Source organism: Psychromonas ingrahamii 37, assembly GCF_000015285.1.
Lineage (GTDB): Bacteria > Pseudomonadota > Gammaproteobacteria > Enterobacterales > Psychromonadaceae > Psychromonas > Psychromonas ingrahamii.
This window is the reverse complement of the sequence record NC_008709.1, coordinates 3,370,017-3,387,396: the sequence shown is the minus strand read 5'-3', so window position 1 is coordinate 3,387,396 and position 17,380 is coordinate 3,370,017. Positions and strand designations below refer to the sequence as shown.

The window sequence follows — 17,380 nt, the reverse complement described above, 5'->3', positions numbered from 1 at the left end:
TACAAGCTTTACTGTCAATAAAATAGCGGCAATTAAGCGCTGACTAACGCTAATGTATCACGGGCAATAATCCACTCTTCATTGGTTTGAATAACCATTGCGACCGTACTACCCGGTTCAGTAATAATGCCCTGATTCGATGATTTACCAAAGCGGTTTGCCAGGTTCTCTTGCTGGTTTACTTTAAAACCTAATAAACTTAAACGCGCCAGTGTTAGCTCACGTATTGGTGCTGAATTCTCACCAATACCACCAGTAAATACCACTGCGTCTAATCGTCCGTCTAATGCTGCCGTGTAACTGGCAATATATTTGGCCAGACGGTAGCAGTAGAGATCCATGGCACGTTTAGCTGCCGGATCCGTATCGTAGTTATCTTCAACAAAACGACAATCAGATGTTTTTTCAGTTAACCCTAATAATCCAGACTCTTTGGTCAGCATAGTATTTATTTCTGCCATGCTATAACCTAATTCATCATACAGGTGGAAGATAACAGCCGGGTCAATATCACCACAACGTGTCCCCATTACCAAACCCTCTAAGGGAGTCATTCCCATAGAAGTATCAACTGACTTACCGTTTTTAATCGCACAAACTGAGCCGCCGTTACCAAGGTGACAGTTAATAATATTTAACTCTTCAACGGGTTTGTTTAATATGCCGGCAGCTTCAAGGCTAATGTAAAGGTGGCTAGTACCGTGCATGCCGTAACGACGGATACCCTTTTCGCGGTAAAGTTTGTAAGGTAGTGCATATAAGAACGCTTCTTCAGGCATAGTCTGGTGAAAAGCGGTATCAAATACGGCTACATTTGGCAGTCCGGCAAAAGCATGCTGTGCCGCACGGATACCGACTAGGTGAGCAGGATTATGTAAAGGCGCGAGTGACACGCAATCTTCAATGCCTTGGATGACTTGATCTGTTATCACGACAGATTGAGTGAATTTTTCACCTCCGTGCACGATACGATGACCAATTGCAAAGAGGTTTTCTTTTAATTCAGGTTGGTTGGACAGAATCTCATTGACAATATAGTTCAGAGCTTCTTCATGAGCGGCGCCAATACCTAAATCTGCACTTCCTTTTGCGCCTTCTAATTTCCATTTCATGCGCGCATCATCCAAATGCAGACATTCAGCAAGACCGGATAGTTTTTCTTCACCTGTTGACATGTCGATGATGGCAAACTTCAGTGAAGAACTGCCGCAGTTAAGTACAAGAATTAGCTTGTTGCTCATGTATTATATTTCCTATTTATTATGTAAAAACAGTGGGTCAGATTGAGATTTTGATGGATTTTTGTAAAGGTTATATTGTCTATTTTTAGAAAATGCCAGATAGCGAGAAAACACTCTATTGACTAGCCCGTATCAAAGGGGGCGTAGGATACAGGCGAAGTTTAAAGATAACAATATAGTTTTCATTAAGCTCGCTTTGGCATTATATTTTAAGCTTATTAAGCTAACTGTAAATCTTATGATTAAAGCGCTAACTTGATGATTTATTGTGCGATAAATATTTTCCACTGCTTTGAATCGGCATTAATAAAAAGGTAATGAGTAAACGTAAAAAAACGCCAAAAAATGGCTAATAACTGCAGGACAACTGCGATTACCTTCACCGAGGTTATACTTGCATCCCAATAACGCTTTATGCTGATTTTAATGACCATTATTAGCCTCTTTTTTAGCCCCTTGAAAAGCCACTTATTATTTTTAGTATGACTGCAACAATAGAGGTACAATAAATCATAATTTTGATTGTTTGATAAAAAAAATTGATTAATTGAGAGTTGCCAGTAAATGAAAATTGAATTGCTTAAAACATTTTTAGAGGTCAGCCGAACGCTGCATTTTCGTTTGGCGTCTGAATCTTTATTTATCACTCAATCTGCAGTGAGTGCAAGAATTAAACTGCTTGAAGATGAGCTAGGAGTACTATTATTTGATCGCCGTCAAAAGCATCTTAAATTAACACCGGCAGGGCATCGTTTAATTAAACATGCGAACGAAATTATTTTTATGTGGCAAAAAGCGAAACAAGATGTCGGTGTTTCAGGCCAGAAAACCACACAGTTAGCGATCGGTTCAATGATGTCTATTTGGGATGTTATTTTACAGACCTGGTTACAAAAAATACATCGAAACATGGGGGAGATTAGCTTGTTAACCAATGCCAGTTCGCCCCTTGAGTTACGCAAAAGTGTTTTAAACCGTGTTACTGATATCGCCTTTTTGTTTGAACCTCCCTTTGTTGAAGAACTGGTAACGGAAAAGGTAGCGGCAGTACCACTGCATCTTGTTTCAACACAATCTAATATTGATATAAAAACCCAGAATTTAAATGATTATGTCATGGTTGATTATGGTGAATCAGTCAATACTCAGTATCTGAGAGAGTTTAAAAATGCACCGCCTGCAAAACATTTTATGAGCCAACCTCGTGTTGCATTAGAGTATATCTTAGAAGCTGGGGGCTGTGCCTATTTGCCTCGGCAGATGGTTATCGATCATCTTCGCAGCGAAAAACTCACCCTTATTAAAGATGCACCGGTATATTCTCGGGAAATATTTGCTATTTATCTGGCGAAAAGTCATAAAGCAGATGTTATCAATCAGGCAATCCAATACTTTCCGGAGATTACTTATTAATAAACGCTTTCATTGATGCCGTTTGTGAATGTTGCAACGGCAAAAATGAAAGTTGACTGACTTAAGTCAGAAATAAGGCACCTAAGCCTAAAAAGGTAATAAAACCAAAAATATCTGTTACTGTGGTTAATATAACAGCGCCCGAAAGTGCAGGATCAATTTTTAGTTTAGTTAACAACCAAGGCACCCAGACACCGGAAAGAGAAGCAATAATGATATTGCCCAAAATGGCGATATAAATAGCCAAAGATAATAATGGATTTTCAAACCAGAGATAGGTAATGCCCGCAATGATCGCCGCCCACAGTAATCCATTTATGCAGCCCACTTTAAGTTCTTTTAGTACAATGGCTTTCTGATTAGCATCGGTTATTTGTCCCAACGCAAGTCCGCGAATAATCAAGGTTAATGTTTGGCTTCCCGATATCCCCCCCATTGAGGCGACAACCGGCATTAGTACGGCAAGTGCGACAACTTGTTGCAGTGTCCCTTCAAACAGGCCAATAAACCAAGAAGCTAAAAAAGCAGTCACAAGATTAACACCTAACCAAACCGCGCGATTTTTACTACTGATCCATATATTGGAAAAAAGATCTTCTTCTTCGATCATGCCTGATGATTTAAATAACTGAATATCTTTTTGTTCTTCCCTTATAGTATGGGCTTGCTGTAAATCTAACCTGCCAGTTAAACATCCGGTCAAATCTACAACGGGTAAGGCGGATTTACCCGATATAATAACCTTTTCAGCAGCAGAATAAATATTATCTGTAGTAAGTAAAACCTCATAATCTCTATTCATAACGGTAGAGATTGGGGTGTCATCTTGCATTACAATAAGTTTCGCAATGGCAACTTCTCCAATTAATTTTGCATCATGCTGAGTGACATAAAAAACTTCAGTGAGAGGCGGTAAAGAATTTGAAAGAATTTTTTTTATCGCTGATGTTTTTAGTCGTTGGGGAATTTGTATATCGTCAAAACTTTGCCAATGGCCAACCTCATCATTTGAGAATTCTTGTGCTTTCTTAAATAATGCTCTTTGTTTATCTGTCATTTTAGAGACAGCGTAATCAACAAAGCGATCACTCAGATTTTCTGAAAGATCTAATAATTCATCCGCATCTAACTTCTCAAATAACGGGAAACATTGCTCATCTTCACTGGCATTTAAAATTAATTGCCGTGATTCATTGCGCATTTCAATAAAAACTTGCTGCTGTACTTCCTGGTTTATCAATTGCCAAATTAATTTTCTTAATGGGATTGGGAATGCTTCCAATAAGACCGCTATTTGTTCAAAAGACAAGCTGTTTTCTAATTCAGTTACAATATCGGCCAATGCTGATTGGTTTTCAATATTATCATTAAGCATTTCAATGAAAAAAGGTAATTTTTCAAATGACATAAACAGGATCCTTGTAGGAGGTAAACTCATTTTACTATAAAAATGCTATAGGTAGTTTTTAATAAGCTGAAAAATAAATGAAGTTTAACGGATTAGTAACAAATATTCTTTATCCCAAGGCAACCGGAAACCGTCGATTACCTTATATTCCTGTGGATTAGGTCACGTTATTGAATAATTTTCTTTGCTGTGAAGTTAAAAAAACAAATATAGGACCTCTTTTTTTTAACAAAAAAAATGAATCATTAAGAACAAAATTTTTCGCTTTTTTTTTGCAGGAAAAAGCCTGATTATGCATCAAATTATGACCCAATAGAGATTTCAAATGAATAGCAGTAATAGCGTAGCAGAATCAGATCTTGATCAAGAAGATGAAACAAGTACTTATTTTAAGGATTTAGCCGATCTAGAATTAGAAAATAATAACGAAGAATCTAATGTTCAAAAAGTGCGTTCTAAAAATAGAAATAAACGAATTCTTAAGGGGCAAATAGAGATGCAACTTGAAAAAATAAGAGAAAAAAAAGAATTCGACTATTTATATGATGACTGGAGCTAAAATTCATCGGATTATTGGACTAAAGTTTTTTTGATGATTGGGTTAAAGGTATAAATAAATTGGCGAATGAATAAAACGGATTCGATTTTAATACAATGACCAGAATAACGGCCAAAATCATTCGGCATTAGCAACGAATGATGACTTTTTTATGCTTTAAAAATTGCTTTGCACAGACAACGCTGAAAATGTGCAAGGCCATTTTAACCTCTTGCTAACTGTGTTGCAGATATTCCATAAAGTGCTGCCGATTTTCCATAAATAGACATGTAAATTTCAGTCTGCATAAGACATTAATATTCTGGTTCTGCCTTGTATAAAGAATTTACAAAGGTCTGCAAAAAATCCCGAAAGATAAATAGACCTAATTCAGAGGTGAATAAAATAGCGATGAAAAATATTCGCACACCCTGTTGCTCTATAGCAAGTGCGCCTTTCTATTTTTGCTGACCTTCGCCTTTCTTATTCGATAATGTAACCATAAAATATTCTATTGCTTCCTGGTAGGAATAATAAACAGGACGCGCCAGCTAAATTTTCAGTAACAGTTGATAAAAATATCGGTAGTTGTAATAGTGACGCATTAATTAACAGGAGTGATTATGATTAAAAATTTAATAGCAGTGTTAATCGTTGTAATGGTATCTGGATGTACCACATTGCAAAAAGAGCTGAAAAATTATGTAAAACAACCTGAGGTAAGTTACAAATCGATTTCAATTGGTAAGGTCTCGACGAGTGTTATTGAGTTAAATCCTACTTTTAATATTGCCAATAACAATAATTTTTCTATCCCCATTGACGCTGTTACTTACGATCTTTCATTTAATAATAAAAAAATGTTATCGGGAGAGAAAAAGTCGATAGGGTTGCTACCAGCAAATAACGGCAAAGATATCACTCTGTCCTTGGATTTGACTGAACAAACATTAACGTCATTGCAGCAACTGCTGTTTAAAGATAAAAAACTGGATTATCAGGTTAAAGGCGGTGTAAAAACCATGGGCTTAACTATTCCTTTTGAAAAATCTGCCACCTTATATGTACCGGAAATCAGCATTAAAGAGGTCAAAATGGTGAAGGGGAGTTTCACTCAGTTAGATATTCTATTGAGTGTTGATCTTAATAACCCTAATGAGTTTGTTTTACCTTTAGGGTTGCTCAATTATACGGTATCAAGCAGTGGTAAGACTTTATTTAAAGGGGATCTTAAAAATAATAAAATAAGCACAGGTAAAAATAATATCCAGCTACCTTTAACTATTAAGCCCGGTGATTTATTTAGCACTGTGTTTGGTTTACTGAGTAATCCCACGCTCCCTCTGCATTTTGAAATAAGCAGCCCAATGTTTAAAAAATCCCATGACCAATCACTGGATCTGAGTAGCTTCTTTTAGCTGAACAATATTCACAAACAAAATCCATATAAAATATTTACCAAAAACTAAAAAAAGGGCGCGCTGTCCCTTTTTAGTTTTCGAACCGCAAAAATGTTAACCGTCAGAAAGGCTGATATTATGATCGATGCCAGTTTTTAACTGCTGATTGTTAAATAACACGTCCGCAAATAATTTCTGAGACGGGAGAGTCAGTATTAAACGCTGACACTAATTGAGCAGAATGTGCCGCGATAATAACAACTTGTTGGTTATTATCGGCCAATTTTTCAATACTATGTTTATCAATTTTTTGGAATTTAGCTGCATCGCGCCGCCCATAATCAAAAAATAACGCTGTAATATCAGAGTCTAAAAATATTGCATCGGCCTGCTGCATTTTTTGATACGCCTGCAGGGTTAAATTATCAGGTTGCTGATCATAAATTCTGATAACACTTATACTGCCGCTTTCTTTAAATTTGTCAGTGGTCAGCGCCTGATTAAACAGCTGTACAGCTTGTTCTTCATCACCCGCCAGTAACTGTTTGGCGACATCACCCGTCAATATTTTTTTCCAGAACAGTTTACGTTCGGAAAACTGTTTGATTCTGGCCTGTACTTCAATACGGTAGCGGCCACAAAAGCGCGCTAATCTGCCATAACCTGCGGGTAACATCTGTTCTATTTGAGATTTTAACATTTGTAATAATATAGGGGCATTACCTGAGCTTGACATAGCAATAATCATCGGATCCCTGTCAATAATTGCGGGTGTGATGTAATTGCAAAGATCAGGATCGTCAACCACATTGAGCAGCATACCGCGATGATTCGCCGCAATACTGATTGTAATGTTGACCGATCTGATATTTGTTGCTGCTATCACTAACTGATGGTTGTCCAGAAAATGAGGCGCATATTCAGCTTCAATCCAAGTGAGTTGCTGGTTTGCTAACAGTCCTTTTACACTCTCTTTAAGTGCCGGGCTGACAACGGTAATCTGCACTTTTGACTTGAGCAAAAGTTCAATCTTTCGCGCAGCAACATTACCGCCTCCAATAACCACGGCATTAAACTTTTTAGCATCTAAAAAAATCGGGAAATAGTCCATCATCTTGGCCTTAGTTAACAAATATATTGATTAAAGCAGATACGGTTAAGTATCACCCCGATAAATTATTTTTTAACTTATTGTTTATTCTTCAAAATAAGAGGGTAACAATCATAACGTAAGTTTGAATATTAACAAAGAATGGTGTCGTGGCTATTAAGTACTCTTACATAAATTTTCCAGCATTTTGAGGGGTTTACTAAATAAGTGCGCTCTTTAAGATCAGAATACTTTCGGATAAGTACTTAGAAATAATTGTTATTCAGAGAAATTAACTTAAGTAAGTACTCTAAAATTGTGCAGGAAAATGAATGATAGCAAGGCGTTTGATTGAGTATCGCCGGCTATTGCTAATAAAAAAAAAAAGGGTTATTGTTTATTTAAACCCGTGAAATGGACTATTCCTTTATGCTAATTGTTATCATATTGGCTATTTAGGTAACTTTAATTTGTGTCTGCAGTCGCAGTTATTATAAAATCTCAAGTTACAATAATCTGTTCAGGTATTCGCAACCTCAGATTAAACTGCACGTTACATTTGCGCTAAATATTTTGTTATATAAGGACTCTCAATGTCAGTCATCGATACCAGCTGTATTGTCATATTTGGCGCTTCAGGCGATCTTACGCAGCGTATGCTTATTCCTGCGCTTTATCATCTTTATGTCGATCAGAAGCTGCCAAAATCCTTCGCTATTCTGGGGGTAAGTCGCAGTATTTACAGTGATCAGGCATTTCGTAGTAAATTAATAAAAAACATTAAATCTGATAAAAAAATTAATGAAGAATTATTAAATAAATTTTGTGAACATCTGTTTTATCAGGCGATTAATACCAGTGATGTGAATGATTACACACTGCTGAAAAAACGCATTTCCCGTATTAATGCTGATCGAGAGCTTAAAAATAACACCCTTTTTTACCTTGCCACGCCGCCCAGTTTATATTCTGTTATTCCCGAGCATCTAGCCGCTGTCGGTCTTAATGAAGAGACGGATGGCTGGAAACGGCTAGTGGTTGAAAAACCCTTTGGTTCTGATCTTAAATCTGCAGTGAGTCTCGATGAATCTCTGTATCGGCATTTTCAGGAACAGCAAATTTATCGTATTGATCATTACCTCGGTAAAGAAACGGTACAGAATATGCTGGTATTACGTTTTGCTAACAGCATTTTTGAGCCATTATGGAATGGCCGGTATATTGATTATGTAGAAGTCACCGGGGCTGAAGCATTGGGTGTAGAACAGCGTGGTGGTTATTATGATGGTTCTGGTGCCATGCGGGATATGCTGCAAAACCATTTATTACAGGTGATTGCAATGGTTGCAATGGAGCCCCCAGCCGTTATTAATGCCAAGTCAATGCGCGATGAGGTGGTCAAAGTTTTACAATGTTTAAAACCACTTTCTCAAGATGACCTGGAAAATAATCTGGTGTTAGGGCAATATATTCAGTCGCAGGTAAGAGGGAAATGTCTGCCGGCTTATCGCGAAGAAGAGGGTGTGCCGAATAACTCGAGAACAGAAACCTATGTCGGTCTTAAGCTGTTTATTAATAATTGGCGCTGGGATGGGGTACCATTTTATCTGCGTACCGGAAAGCGGCTGCCAACCCGGGTCACTGAAGTGGTTATCCATTTTAAAAAAACGCCTCATCCGGTTTTTTCAGCCGATGCCCCCGAAAACAAATTAATTATTCGCATTCAGCCCGATGAAGGGATCATGTTAGGTTTTGGCTTAAAGGAGCCTGGCGCGGGTTTTGATGCCAAAGAAGTTGCCATGGACTTTCATTACAGTGACTTGAAAGAGACTGAATTATTAACAGCCTATGAGCGTTTACTCCTGGATTTATTAAAAGGTGACGCCACACTTTTTGCCCGAAGCGACGCAGTACGGGCCTGTTGGGATTTTGTTCAGCCCATTTTAGACTATCAAAAAAAATCATTTCCTCTGCATGGATATGCGTCTGGCACGTGGGGGCCGATTGAAGCGGAAAAATTATTAAACCGAGATAACCATGAATGGCGCTTCCCCTGTAAAAATTTAACCGATACAGATTACTGTGAGTTATAAAATGAATTATACAATTTTTTCTGCAACCCAATTACTGCTAGATAAACTGGCCGAGGATTTTTTGCTCTTAAGTCAAAAAGAGACCGTAAGCCATATCTCTTTATCCGGTGGCTCAACCCCGATCCTTCTGTTTAAATATTTAGCCAACTCTCCCTATGCACAGAAAATAAACTGGCAAAAGTTGCATTTTTGGTGGGGGGATGAACGCTGTGTTGCAGCGACTGATTCAGAAAGTAACTTTGGGCAGTGTAAACAATTTTTATTCGACCAAATTATTATTCCGGCAGAAAATATTCATCGCATTCGAGGGGAAAACTCCCCACAGCAGGAAGCGATTCGCTATGCACAGGAAATAAGAAATTATATTGATAGCGTTAATGGCATTCCACAGTTTGACTGGATTCTTTTAGGCGTGGGCAATGACGGTCATACCGCCTCACTTTTTCCCGGACAAACAAACTATCAGGATGCTCATTTAACCTTTGTGGCAACACAGCCGCAAAGCGGGCAATTACGGGTATCTAAAACAGCCGGCTTAATTGAAAACAGCCGGCGTATTACTTATCTGGTACTAGGTGAAAATAAAGCCGATATTATTCATAAAATTAACAGTGAAAAAGCGGGCAGCGAACGCTATCCAGCGGGCAAAATAAAAGCTAAAGCAGGGCTAACCCAATGGTATTTAGATTCAGGATCCGCAATGTTATTAATAGAGGAAAAAAGTGATGAATGCTGATATTGCAGTAATAGGTCTGGCCGTGATGGGGCAGAATTTAATTTTAAATATGAACGATCATGGTTTTAAAGTTGTCGCATTTAACCGCACCGTCGCAAAGGTTGATCAGTTTCTTGAGGGGGCAGCAAAAGATACAGATGTTATCGCTGCGCACTCTCTTGAAGAAATGGTGAGTTTACTGGGATTGCCGCGTAAAATTATGCTGATGGTCAAGGCAGGGGAGGTCGTCGATGATTTTATTGATAAGTTAATCCCTTTATTGTCTAAAGGCGATATTATTATTGACGGCGGCAATTCCAATTTTATCGATACCAACCGCCGTGTTGAGAAGTTAAGCAAACTGAATTTACATTATGTCGGTGCAGGTGTATCTGGTGGGGAAGAGGGGGCTCGCTATGGGCCGTCAATTATGCCCGGAGGAGATGTACAGGCATGGCCTTCTATTAAAGCTATTTTTCAAGGGATTTCAGCTAAAACAGAGAAAGGGGAGCCTTGTTGTGACTGGGTTGGCCATGGCGGCTCGGGTCATTTTGTTAAGATGATTCACAACGGCATAGAATATGGCGATATGCAGTTAATTAGTGAAGCTTACCATTTTATGAAGGATGTTTTACGGATGTCCCACGAAGAGATGCAGGCGACCTTCAGGGATTGGAACAAAACAGAGTTAAATAGCTACTTAGTTGAAATAACAGCCGATATTTTGGCTTATAAGGATATCGACGGGAATCCCCTGGTTGAAAAAATAATGGATACCGCAGGGCAAAAAGGAACTGGTAAATGGACTGGAATCAATGCATTAGATGCTGGCATTCCGTTAACCTTAATCACCGAATCTGTGTTTGCCCGTTGTCTGTCTGCATTAAAGCTACAGCGTGTGGAGGCACAAAAACTATTTAATAAATCCATTGGCGAAATTCATGACGATAAACAGCAATGGATAGCGGCATTACATGACGCATTGCTTGCGAGTAAAATAATTTCCTATGCGCAGGGTTTTATGCTGATGAAGCAGGCATCAGAAGATAATAATTGGGATCTTAATTATGGTAACGTAGCACTGCTGTGGCGCGGTGGTTGTATTATACGCAGTGCATTTTTAGGCAATATTCGTGATGCTTTTGCAGCGAAACCCGAATTAGATTTTCTGGTCTTAGATCCCTACTTTAAAAATATTTTAGAACGCTGTATGCCGGCCTGGCGAAAAATTGCCGCCACCTCTTTTGAGACCGGATTACCTATGCCCTGCATGACCTCCGCATTGTCTTTTCTGGACGGTTATACAACAGCAAGATCATCTGCAAATATGATCCAAGCGCAGCGAGATTATTTTGGTGCGCATACTTATGAAAGGGTAGATAAAAAACCCGGTGAATTTTTCCATACCAACTGGACTGGACAGGGTGGAAATACCGCTTCAACAACCTATGATGCTTAACCGTTCAGCAAAGTTGTACATTGTGTAATGTATTCATTTAAAAAACAGCGCCAACGGGGTATTAGACTTTTGGCGCTGTTTTTTTCGGGTCAATTCCTCTCTAGCCGCGCTGCAAATAGACCTTCACAAAACTGCTTTTGAGCTTTTTACCCTGTGCTGTCAGCTGTTCAACCGCGCCACTTTTGGCGAGCTTGAATAATGTCTCCAGATTGTCGCGGATAGCCTGAATGTCGGCATCGTTGGCTTCAACTTCTATGGCCTGCAGTTTTTTGTCTACTTGTGGGTAAAGGGCCTTTACTTGAGTTGCATCCTTGAGCGTTGCAGCTGTGAGCATTAACTCCATGGTATCGTGAAAATCAATCAGTGTGACCGCCAGCATCGAGAAGTTGTTACGTTTAAAAATATTCTGAAAAACAGGGCGGACTTTTTCGAGCATCAAGTGTGCCTGATGCAGATCACCGCTTCGAACATTGTCTGCTGTTTCGGTCAGTATCTCTTCAATTCGGATTAGATCGTCATTAAACTGACCATCACCTTTAAGAGCGTAGGGATGATAGGCCAGATATTTATTCTTAAAACGCGCGTAATTGATTCGAAGTTGGTCGTAATTGTCTATCGCCTTTGCCCTGTTTTCCTGTCCGGTAAAAAATAGCGCCTGTTTGTAGTTGTTATTCATAACATTAAAGTCTTCAAGGTAAAATTTCTTGGAAAAGAAATGACTGGCGTAACTGCCAAGCACAAGTTGTGTAATAAAAACCAGTGCGGCGATCGTCAGCCACACTTTACCGGCGGTACTCTGTTTGTTGTTACTGCGCAGACCTAGCACCCGGTAAAGAGGGCAAAATCCAACAGCGGCAGTCAAAAACAGAACTGCGCTTAACAGATAAAAAAGGGTCATCCACCATCCACTGAGCCAAAAGTAAGCAATTTGCAGGCAGGCAAGCCCCACAAAAGCACGCAGGCTGCGGTCAATTCGATTTTCGTTGATTAGCTCGGTATTTTTTATTGCCATTATTTATTCTCCAATTGAATCTTTTACTATTAGAGTATATAAAAAAAAAGTGGATAATCTATGCCGTAGATACAAAATTGTGCGCAGTACCAGTGCAAAATAAAACCTATTGACGCTCACTTTTGTGCTAACTGCTAACTGCTAACTGCTAACTGCTAACTGCTATAGGCTTTAGATTAATCTATTTACTTTCTTATCGCATTTTTAGTTGAAAAAAATACATTCTGATTTTAATCGGCATAATATTAATTTCATCAATAAAAGGTTTGGATATTCGGCACTTTAGCCTTTTATATTTCCATAGCCGTTTATCATTTTTAATCACTCATTTATTCAAGAAAGGAGCATTATTATGAAGGTTGCATTTATCGGCTTAGGCGTTATGGGTTACCCGATGGCAGGATTTTTAAAGCAGGCGGGTCATGATGTTTGTGTCTATAACCGCACATTAGCCAAGGCACAGAAGTGGCAGCAACAATATCAGGGCAGCATAGGCCTGACTCCACGTGAAGCCGCTCAAGACGCTGAAATTGTGTTTAGCTGTGTTGGCAATGACAATGATTTACGCGCGGTTGTTTTGGGTGAAGATGGCATGCTGGCAGGAATGAAGAGCGGCGCTATATTAGTTGATCATACAACGGCATCTGCCGATGTTGCTCGTGAACTGGCAGCGCTCTGTGCTGAGCAAGGCAAAGGATTTCTCGACGCACCGGTATCCGGTGGTCAGGCGGGCGCAGAAAAGGGTATTTTAACCATTATGATTGGCGGTGACAGCGCGGTATTTGAGAAAGTGTGTCCGGTTATTGATGCCTATGCTCGCTGTGCTGAACGGATTGGTGATGTGGGCAGTGGTCAGCTGGCTAAAATGGTTAACCAGATCTGTATTGCCGGCGCGGTGCAAGGCTTGGCTGAGGCGATTCATTTTGCCAAATGTGCCGATCTTGATGTCAATAAAGTCATTGATGTGATCTCCAAAGGCGCGGCGCAGTCGTGGCAAATGGAGAATCGTCATCAGGCAATGATCGACAATAGTTATGAATTTGGTTTTGCGGTTGACTGGATGCGCAAAGATTTAGCGATTACGCTTAATGAAGCACGCCACAATAAGGCAAACTTACCAGTGACAGCAGTAGTCGATCAGTTTTATGGTGAAGTGCAAGGCATGGGGGGAAGTCGCTGGGACACCGCAAGCTTACATGCCCGGTTAGAAAAATTTACCGATAAATAATCTTTGGTCAGGCTCAGATTGACTAAAGCCAATCAAACAAAACGCTGAAAAGATTGACGTTGTACACTGTGGTTGTAGAATAAAATATAAGCGGTAAAGCGGCAGATGCGTGTGGTAAAAATAGAACAATGATAAAAAAAGACCTTTTATCTCAACTTGTTTAGAGGGCTAAGTTATTTCAGCCCTCTAATTTAAGATAAGGGTTCAGGGGTAATTGTTATGGACGCTCACCTTTGATTAAACGTAACTCAATCTCTTTGATCACAGCAGGTAAATCGTTAATAGTATCAATCAAATAATGCGGATTGGATTTTTTCATAATTAAACGTGCTTTTTCACGCGCTTTATTCAAGGTCTGTACACTTGCCTGTTGATATTCCTGTGCCGTTAATCCCGCTTCATTTCCTGACAATAAAAGTGCCACCGTCCACATCCCTGCATTATGGCCTTCCTCAATACCCGGTGTCGAATCATCGACTTTAATACAGTTTGTTACACTGTTAACCCCAAGTTCAATTACATTTTTAAGGGCCATATGAGGTGCAGGTCGGCCACCGTAAGGTAAATCGTCAGTGGCCACAACACAATCGGGTAAATAGCCATTTTCGGCAGCAGCAGGAATCAATACATCCATTACGGCACGCGGATAACCGCTGCATGATCCAATTTTGATGCCCTGTTTTTTTAAATCATTCACCACGTTAATCGCATTTAAAATAGGGTCTGCATGATCAACCACTTTGACTTTTTGCAGGGGAATAAAAGTATTGTAGATCTGGTCAATATCGGCATTGTCCATGGCTTTACCAAACTGTGCTTGCCAGCGGGTTGCTACACTCGGTAATTTACCCACCGCTTGAATATGATCCCATTTACCGAGTCCCATGGGTACACGTGCTTCCTGCAGGGTAATGGCAAAGTCATACTCTTTTTGAAAAGATTCCACAAAAATAGTGGTTGGTGCAAATGAGCCAAAGTCAACAATAGTACCGGCCCAGTCAAAGATAACTGCTTCAATAGGGGAGTTTGATTGTGTGTTATTTATGTCGTTATTTATGTCGTTATTTATGTCGTTATTTATGTCGTTATTTATGGTGCTGTTCATGGCATTCTTCATAATGTGAATCCTGAGTTATATTTTTAAGGGCTTGTTCAAAGAGATCAAGTGCATTCTGTAATTGTGTGTGGCTGATAATAAGCGGGGGGCTGAGCTGGATCACATTACCCTGAGATATTTTAAAGCTAAGCCCTTGTGCCAGGCATTCATATAACAGGGCTTCGGCTTGATCAAATGCGCGGGTTTTAGTGTTTCTATCGGTCACTAATTCTACCGCCCAGAGCAAACCAATGCCGCGGATATCACCAATCAAAGGGTGATTTTCTTTAAGCTTTAATAAACGCTGCTCAATATATAAACTATGCAGCTTAACTTGACTGAGCAGTTGCTCCTGTTCAATGATTTGGATGGTAGCAAGTGCCGCTGCGCAACCAATAGGGCTTTTCTCATGGGTATAATGCCCCAGAGAAATATGGGTAGCGGTATTGTATTTATCTTTGGTTATCATGGCGGCCATCGGTACTAATCCGCCCCCTAAGCCTTTGCCGATACAAAGAATATCGGGTTCAATATCAAATGCCTGATGAGTAAACCAGTGGCCACTGCGGCCCATGCCGTTAGGGATATCATCGATAATTAATAACACATTATGTTTATCACAAATCTCACGAATACGTTTCCAGTAAGCTTTGCTTGGCACCTGCACATCGGTATTTCGCACGGCTTCTGCAATAAAAGCCCCAATGCCGCCTTCTTTTTCAATTACATATTCAAGGTAATCCGCATAATGCAGATCACTACCATCGGGACTGGTCAATGCACCACGGTAGGTAACAGGCGGTGGAATACGCTCAACGCCTGCCATTAATGGCCCCATACCTTCACGAAAACAGGCTTCTCCCCCGACTGAAATCGCATCCAGTGACGCTCCGTGAAAGGAATCCCAAAGGGAAACTACTTTATAATTTCCACTAATATATCGCGCCAGTTTTAATGCCATGCCAATCACCGAGGTGCCACCGGGTGCAAATAACACCCGGTTTAACTCTCCACCGCAAATCTCACTGAGCTTTTCAGCGCATTCAATGGCCGTTTCATTAGTAAAACGCCGCGGTGAAAAGGGTAATTGACTTATTTGCTTGGTTACTTTTTCAATCAGTACAGGGTGGCCATAACCTAATTGATGGACATTATTACCGTGGAAATCCATATAAGAATGACCACTGCTGTCGGTGATATAAATACCTTCAGCTGACGCTAAACTGTTTAAACAGGGTGTTGACATAGCTTGATGTAAAAACACATCGGCATCCCGTTTTAGCAGTGTTTTTGTCTGTTGATGCTGCTGTTTATGTTGCCAGTCTTGCCTGGCTTTTGTGGTATTTAGATCACCTTCACTGCGCAGATGTGCCTTATCAGGCATGACTTTATTCATGCAGCGACTTGCCAGTAAATAACATTTTTTATGGCAATCATTAGCTTATCAATATCTTCAGGATAAACCTCGCCAATATTGCCAATACGGAAACAATCGGCATTGGATACTTTGCCCGGATAAATCACAAAACCTGCTGCTTTTAATAACACATAGAAACGTTTGAAGTCATATTCAGGTGAGCTTGGAGAATGGAATGAAGTGATAATCGGCGAATGTAGAGCATCGGGTAAAAGTGTTTTAAAACCTAATTCACGCATGCCTGTTACTAATTTTTTTTGGTTAGTGATATAACGTTGTTGACGCTCTCCAATGCCGCCTTCTTCTTCTAATTCCAGCAAGGCCTGATAAAATGCACGTACCGTATGAGTGGGTGAGGTGAATCGCCATTTACCATTATTTTCCTGCATACATTGCCACTGAGCATATAAATCTAAGGTCAGTGAACGGGCTAACCCTTTGCATTCCTGCAAAACACTCTGTTTAGCAATCACAAAAGCAAACCCGGGCACACCTTGAATGCATTTATTGGCAGAGCTAATCATAAAGTCGATATTCAATTGCCCAATATCCATCTCAATGCCACCAAAACTGGACATAGCATCGACAATAGTGACTTTGTTATGGGCTTTAGCAATGCGACAAAAATCTTCAAGGGGATTTAACATTCCCGTGGTGGTTTCGCAGTGCACCATAGCAACATGAGTAATCTTCGGGTCATTAAGCAGCGTGCTTTCAAGCAGTTGTAAATCAGGCTGAGTTGTTTCACCGGGTGCAAGCACAACACAGTCAAGCGCAAGATAGTGCGCAATTTCGGCCATTCTCGCACCATAGGAGCCATTATCAATGACTAATAATTTGCCTTGTTTGTCGATAACACTGCCGATGGTCGCTTCAACGGACGCCGTGCCCGAGCCCTGCATTAAAACGCAGGTATAGTTTTTTTGTGTGGTGGCAAGCTTTACCAGTTTATCCCTAATCACCTCAACAATTTCTTTATTATATTGATCATCCCAAGTACACCAATCTTTAAGCATGGCATTACGCACTGTTTTAGAGGTTGATAACGGCCCGGGGGTCAGTAGTAAATATTCATTGTTCATAATGCCTCTTTTTATTTGGTTTTTGGTGTAGACCAGAATTGTCTATTACTTTAATACTAAAAAATACCCTGGTAAAGAGTGAGACAGCAAGTTTCACAAAAGCTTAATATTTGCATTTTGCTATTTATAAAGGGGTTGTGGCTATAAATAACACCATCATATTTATTTAATAATTCTGTCACAAACGG

15 protein-coding genes are annotated in these 17,380 nt (G+C 39.8%); 7 read left to right on the top strand and 8 right to left on the bottom strand.

Annotation, left to right across the window (positions count from 1 at the left end; translation table 11 throughout):
• Positions 1 to 32 precede the first annotated feature (32 nt).
• Entirely contained in the window at positions 33 to 1,241 is a 1,209-nt protein-coding gene (locus PING_RS14235; RefSeq protein WP_011771022.1) for an acetate kinase, read from the bottom strand.
• A gap of 263 nt (positions 1,242 to 1,504) precedes the next feature.
• Entirely contained in the window at positions 1,505 to 1,675 is a 171-nt protein-coding gene (locus tag PING_RS20680) for a hypothetical protein (RefSeq protein ID WP_157035380.1), read from the bottom strand.
• Between the two features lie 130 nt (positions 1,676 to 1,805).
• Here PING_RS20680 and PING_RS14230 point away from each other — a divergent pair, with 130 nt between their 5' ends.
• Positions 1,806 to 2,654 carry a LysR family transcriptional regulator gene (locus PING_RS14230; RefSeq protein ID WP_011771021.1) on the top strand — a complete coding sequence of 283 codons (849 nt, stop codon included), beginning with the start codon at positions 1,806 to 1,808 and terminating at the stop codon, positions 2,652 to 2,654.
• Between the two features lie 61 nt (positions 2,655 to 2,715).
• On the opposite strand, the gene PING_RS14225 is transcribed toward PING_RS14230, so the two are convergent.
• Positions 2,716 to 4,062, bottom strand: a complete 1,347-nt coding sequence (locus tag PING_RS14225) for a magnesium transporter (RefSeq protein ID WP_011771020.1) — start codon at positions 4,060 to 4,062, stop codon at positions 2,716 to 2,718.
• Between the two features lie 325 nt (positions 4,063 to 4,387).
• Here PING_RS14225 and PING_RS14220 point away from each other — a divergent pair, with 325 nt between their 5' ends.
• Both PING_RS14220 and PING_RS14215 read left to right on the top strand, forming a co-directional pair.
• Complete coding sequence (locus tag PING_RS14220; RefSeq protein WP_011771019.1) at positions 4,388 to 4,621, top strand: hypothetical protein; 234 nt, start codon at positions 4,388 to 4,390, stop codon at positions 4,619 to 4,621.
• Positions 4,622 to 5,223: 602 nt separating this feature from the next.
• Complete coding sequence (locus PING_RS14215) at positions 5,224 to 6,018, top strand: NDR1/HIN1-like protein (protein ID WP_011771018.1); 795 nt, start codon at positions 5,224 to 5,226, stop codon at positions 6,016 to 6,018.
• Positions 6,019 to 6,169: 151 nt separating this feature from the next.
• On the opposite strand, the gene PING_RS14210 is transcribed toward PING_RS14215, so the two are convergent.
• On the bottom strand, positions 6,170 to 7,114 hold the full coding sequence (locus PING_RS14210; RefSeq protein WP_011771017.1) for a precorrin-2 dehydrogenase/sirohydrochlorin ferrochelatase family protein: 945 nt from the start codon (positions 7,112 to 7,114) through the stop codon (positions 6,170 to 6,172).
• 569 nt (positions 7,115 to 7,683) lie between these two features.
• Between PING_RS14210 and zwf the strand changes: the two genes are divergently transcribed.
• From zwf to gnd, 3 genes are read left to right on the top strand one after another with little or no spacing between them, the layout of a single operon-like run.
• The gene (zwf, locus tag PING_RS14205) at positions 7,684 to 9,183 is read left to right on the top strand and encodes a glucose-6-phosphate dehydrogenase (protein ID WP_011771016.1); all 1,500 of its coding nucleotides are present in this window, start codon (positions 7,684 to 7,686) and stop codon (positions 9,181 to 9,183) included.
• Position 9,184: 1 nt separating this feature from the next.
• Positions 9,185 to 9,919 carry a 6-phosphogluconolactonase gene (gene pgl, locus PING_RS14200; protein WP_011771015.1) on the top strand — a complete coding sequence of 245 codons (735 nt, stop codon included), beginning with the start codon at positions 9,185 to 9,187 and terminating at the stop codon, positions 9,917 to 9,919.
• Positions 9,909 to 11,357, top strand: coding sequence for a decarboxylating NADP(+)-dependent phosphogluconate dehydrogenase (gnd, locus tag PING_RS14195; RefSeq protein WP_011771014.1), 1,449 nt, complete (start codon positions 9,909 to 9,911; stop codon positions 11,355 to 11,357). The genes pgl and gnd overlap by 11 nt, the downstream gene beginning before the upstream one ends.
• A gap of 100 nt (positions 11,358 to 11,457) precedes the next feature.
• Here the strand turns inward: gnd and PING_RS19605 are convergent, their stop codons facing one another.
• Entirely contained in the window at positions 11,458 to 12,369 is a 912-nt protein-coding gene (locus PING_RS19605) for a YgaP family membrane protein (protein ID WP_011771013.1), read from the bottom strand.
• Positions 12,370 to 12,718: 349 nt separating this feature from the next.
• Here PING_RS19605 and PING_RS14185 point away from each other — a divergent pair, with 349 nt between their 5' ends.
• Positions 12,719 to 13,597 (top strand): NAD(P)-dependent oxidoreductase, encoded by an 879-nt coding sequence (locus PING_RS14185; protein WP_041766526.1) that lies wholly within the window; start codon positions 12,719 to 12,721, stop codon positions 13,595 to 13,597.
• 217 nt (positions 13,598 to 13,814) lie between these two features.
• Here the strand turns inward: PING_RS14185 and phnX are convergent, their stop codons facing one another.
• Genes phnX through phnW form a run of 3 tightly spaced genes read right to left on the bottom strand, consistent with a single transcriptional unit; the run spans position 13,815 to position 17,192 of the window.
• Positions 13,815 to 14,702, bottom strand: a complete 888-nt coding sequence (gene phnX, locus PING_RS14180; RefSeq protein ID WP_011771011.1) for a phosphonoacetaldehyde hydrolase — start codon at positions 14,700 to 14,702, stop codon at positions 13,815 to 13,817.
• A complete protein-coding gene (locus PING_RS14175; RefSeq protein WP_011771010.1) occupies positions 14,683 to 16,089 on the bottom strand; it encodes an aspartate aminotransferase family protein in 1,407 nt (468 codons plus the stop codon). The genes phnX and PING_RS14175 overlap by 20 nt, the downstream gene beginning before the upstream one ends.
• Positions 16,086 to 17,192, bottom strand: coding sequence for a 2-aminoethylphosphonate--pyruvate transaminase (gene phnW, locus PING_RS14170; RefSeq protein ID WP_011771009.1), 1,107 nt, complete (start codon positions 17,190 to 17,192; stop codon positions 16,086 to 16,088). The genes PING_RS14175 and phnW overlap by 4 nt, the downstream gene beginning before the upstream one ends.
• Positions 17,193 to 17,380: the final 188 nt, after the last annotated feature.

Bases quoted from the DNA above. Each gene is read 5' to 3' on its own strand.
- PING_RS14235 (WP_011771022.1), bottom strand. From the start codon at position 1,241: ATGAGCAACAAGCTAATTCTTGTACTTAACTGCGGCAGTTCTTCACTG.
- PING_RS20680 (WP_157035380.1), bottom strand. From the start codon at position 1,675: ATGGTCATTAAAATCAGCATAAAGCGTTATTGGGATGCAAGTATAACC.
- PING_RS14230 (WP_011771021.1), top strand. From the start codon at position 1,806: ATGAAAATTGAATTGCTTAAAACATTTTTAGAGGTCAGCCGAACGCTG.
- PING_RS14225 (WP_011771020.1), bottom strand. From the start codon at position 4,062: ATGTCATTTGAAAAATTACCTTTTTTCATTGAAATGCTTAATGATAAT.
- PING_RS14220 (WP_011771019.1), top strand. From the start codon at position 4,388: ATGAATAGCAGTAATAGCGTAGCAGAATCAGATCTTGATCAAGAAGAT.
- PING_RS14215 (WP_011771018.1), top strand. From the start codon at position 5,224: ATGATTAAAAATTTAATAGCAGTGTTAATCGTTGTAATGGTATCTGGA.
- PING_RS14210 (WP_011771017.1), bottom strand. From the start codon at position 7,114: ATGATGGACTATTTCCCGATTTTTTTAGATGCTAAAAAGTTTAATGCC.
- zwf (WP_011771016.1), top strand. From the start codon at position 7,684: ATGTCAGTCATCGATACCAGCTGTATTGTCATATTTGGCGCTTCAGGC.
- pgl (WP_011771015.1), top strand. From the start codon at position 9,185: ATGAATTATACAATTTTTTCTGCAACCCAATTACTGCTAGATAAACTG.
- gnd (WP_011771014.1), top strand. From the start codon at position 9,909: ATGAATGCTGATATTGCAGTAATAGGTCTGGCCGTGATGGGGCAGAAT.
- PING_RS19605 (WP_011771013.1), bottom strand. From the start codon at position 12,369: ATGGCAATAAAAAATACCGAGCTAATCAACGAAAATCGAATTGACCGC.
- phnX (WP_011771011.1), bottom strand. From the start codon at position 14,702: ATGAACAGCACCATAAATAACGACATAAATAACGACATAAATAACGAC.
- PING_RS14175 (WP_011771010.1), bottom strand. From the start codon at position 16,089: ATGAATAAAGTCATGCCTGATAAGGCACATCTGCGCAGTGAAGGTGAT.
- phnW (WP_011771009.1), bottom strand. From the start codon at position 17,192: ATGAACAATGAATATTTACTACTGACCCCCGGGCCGTTATCAACCTCT.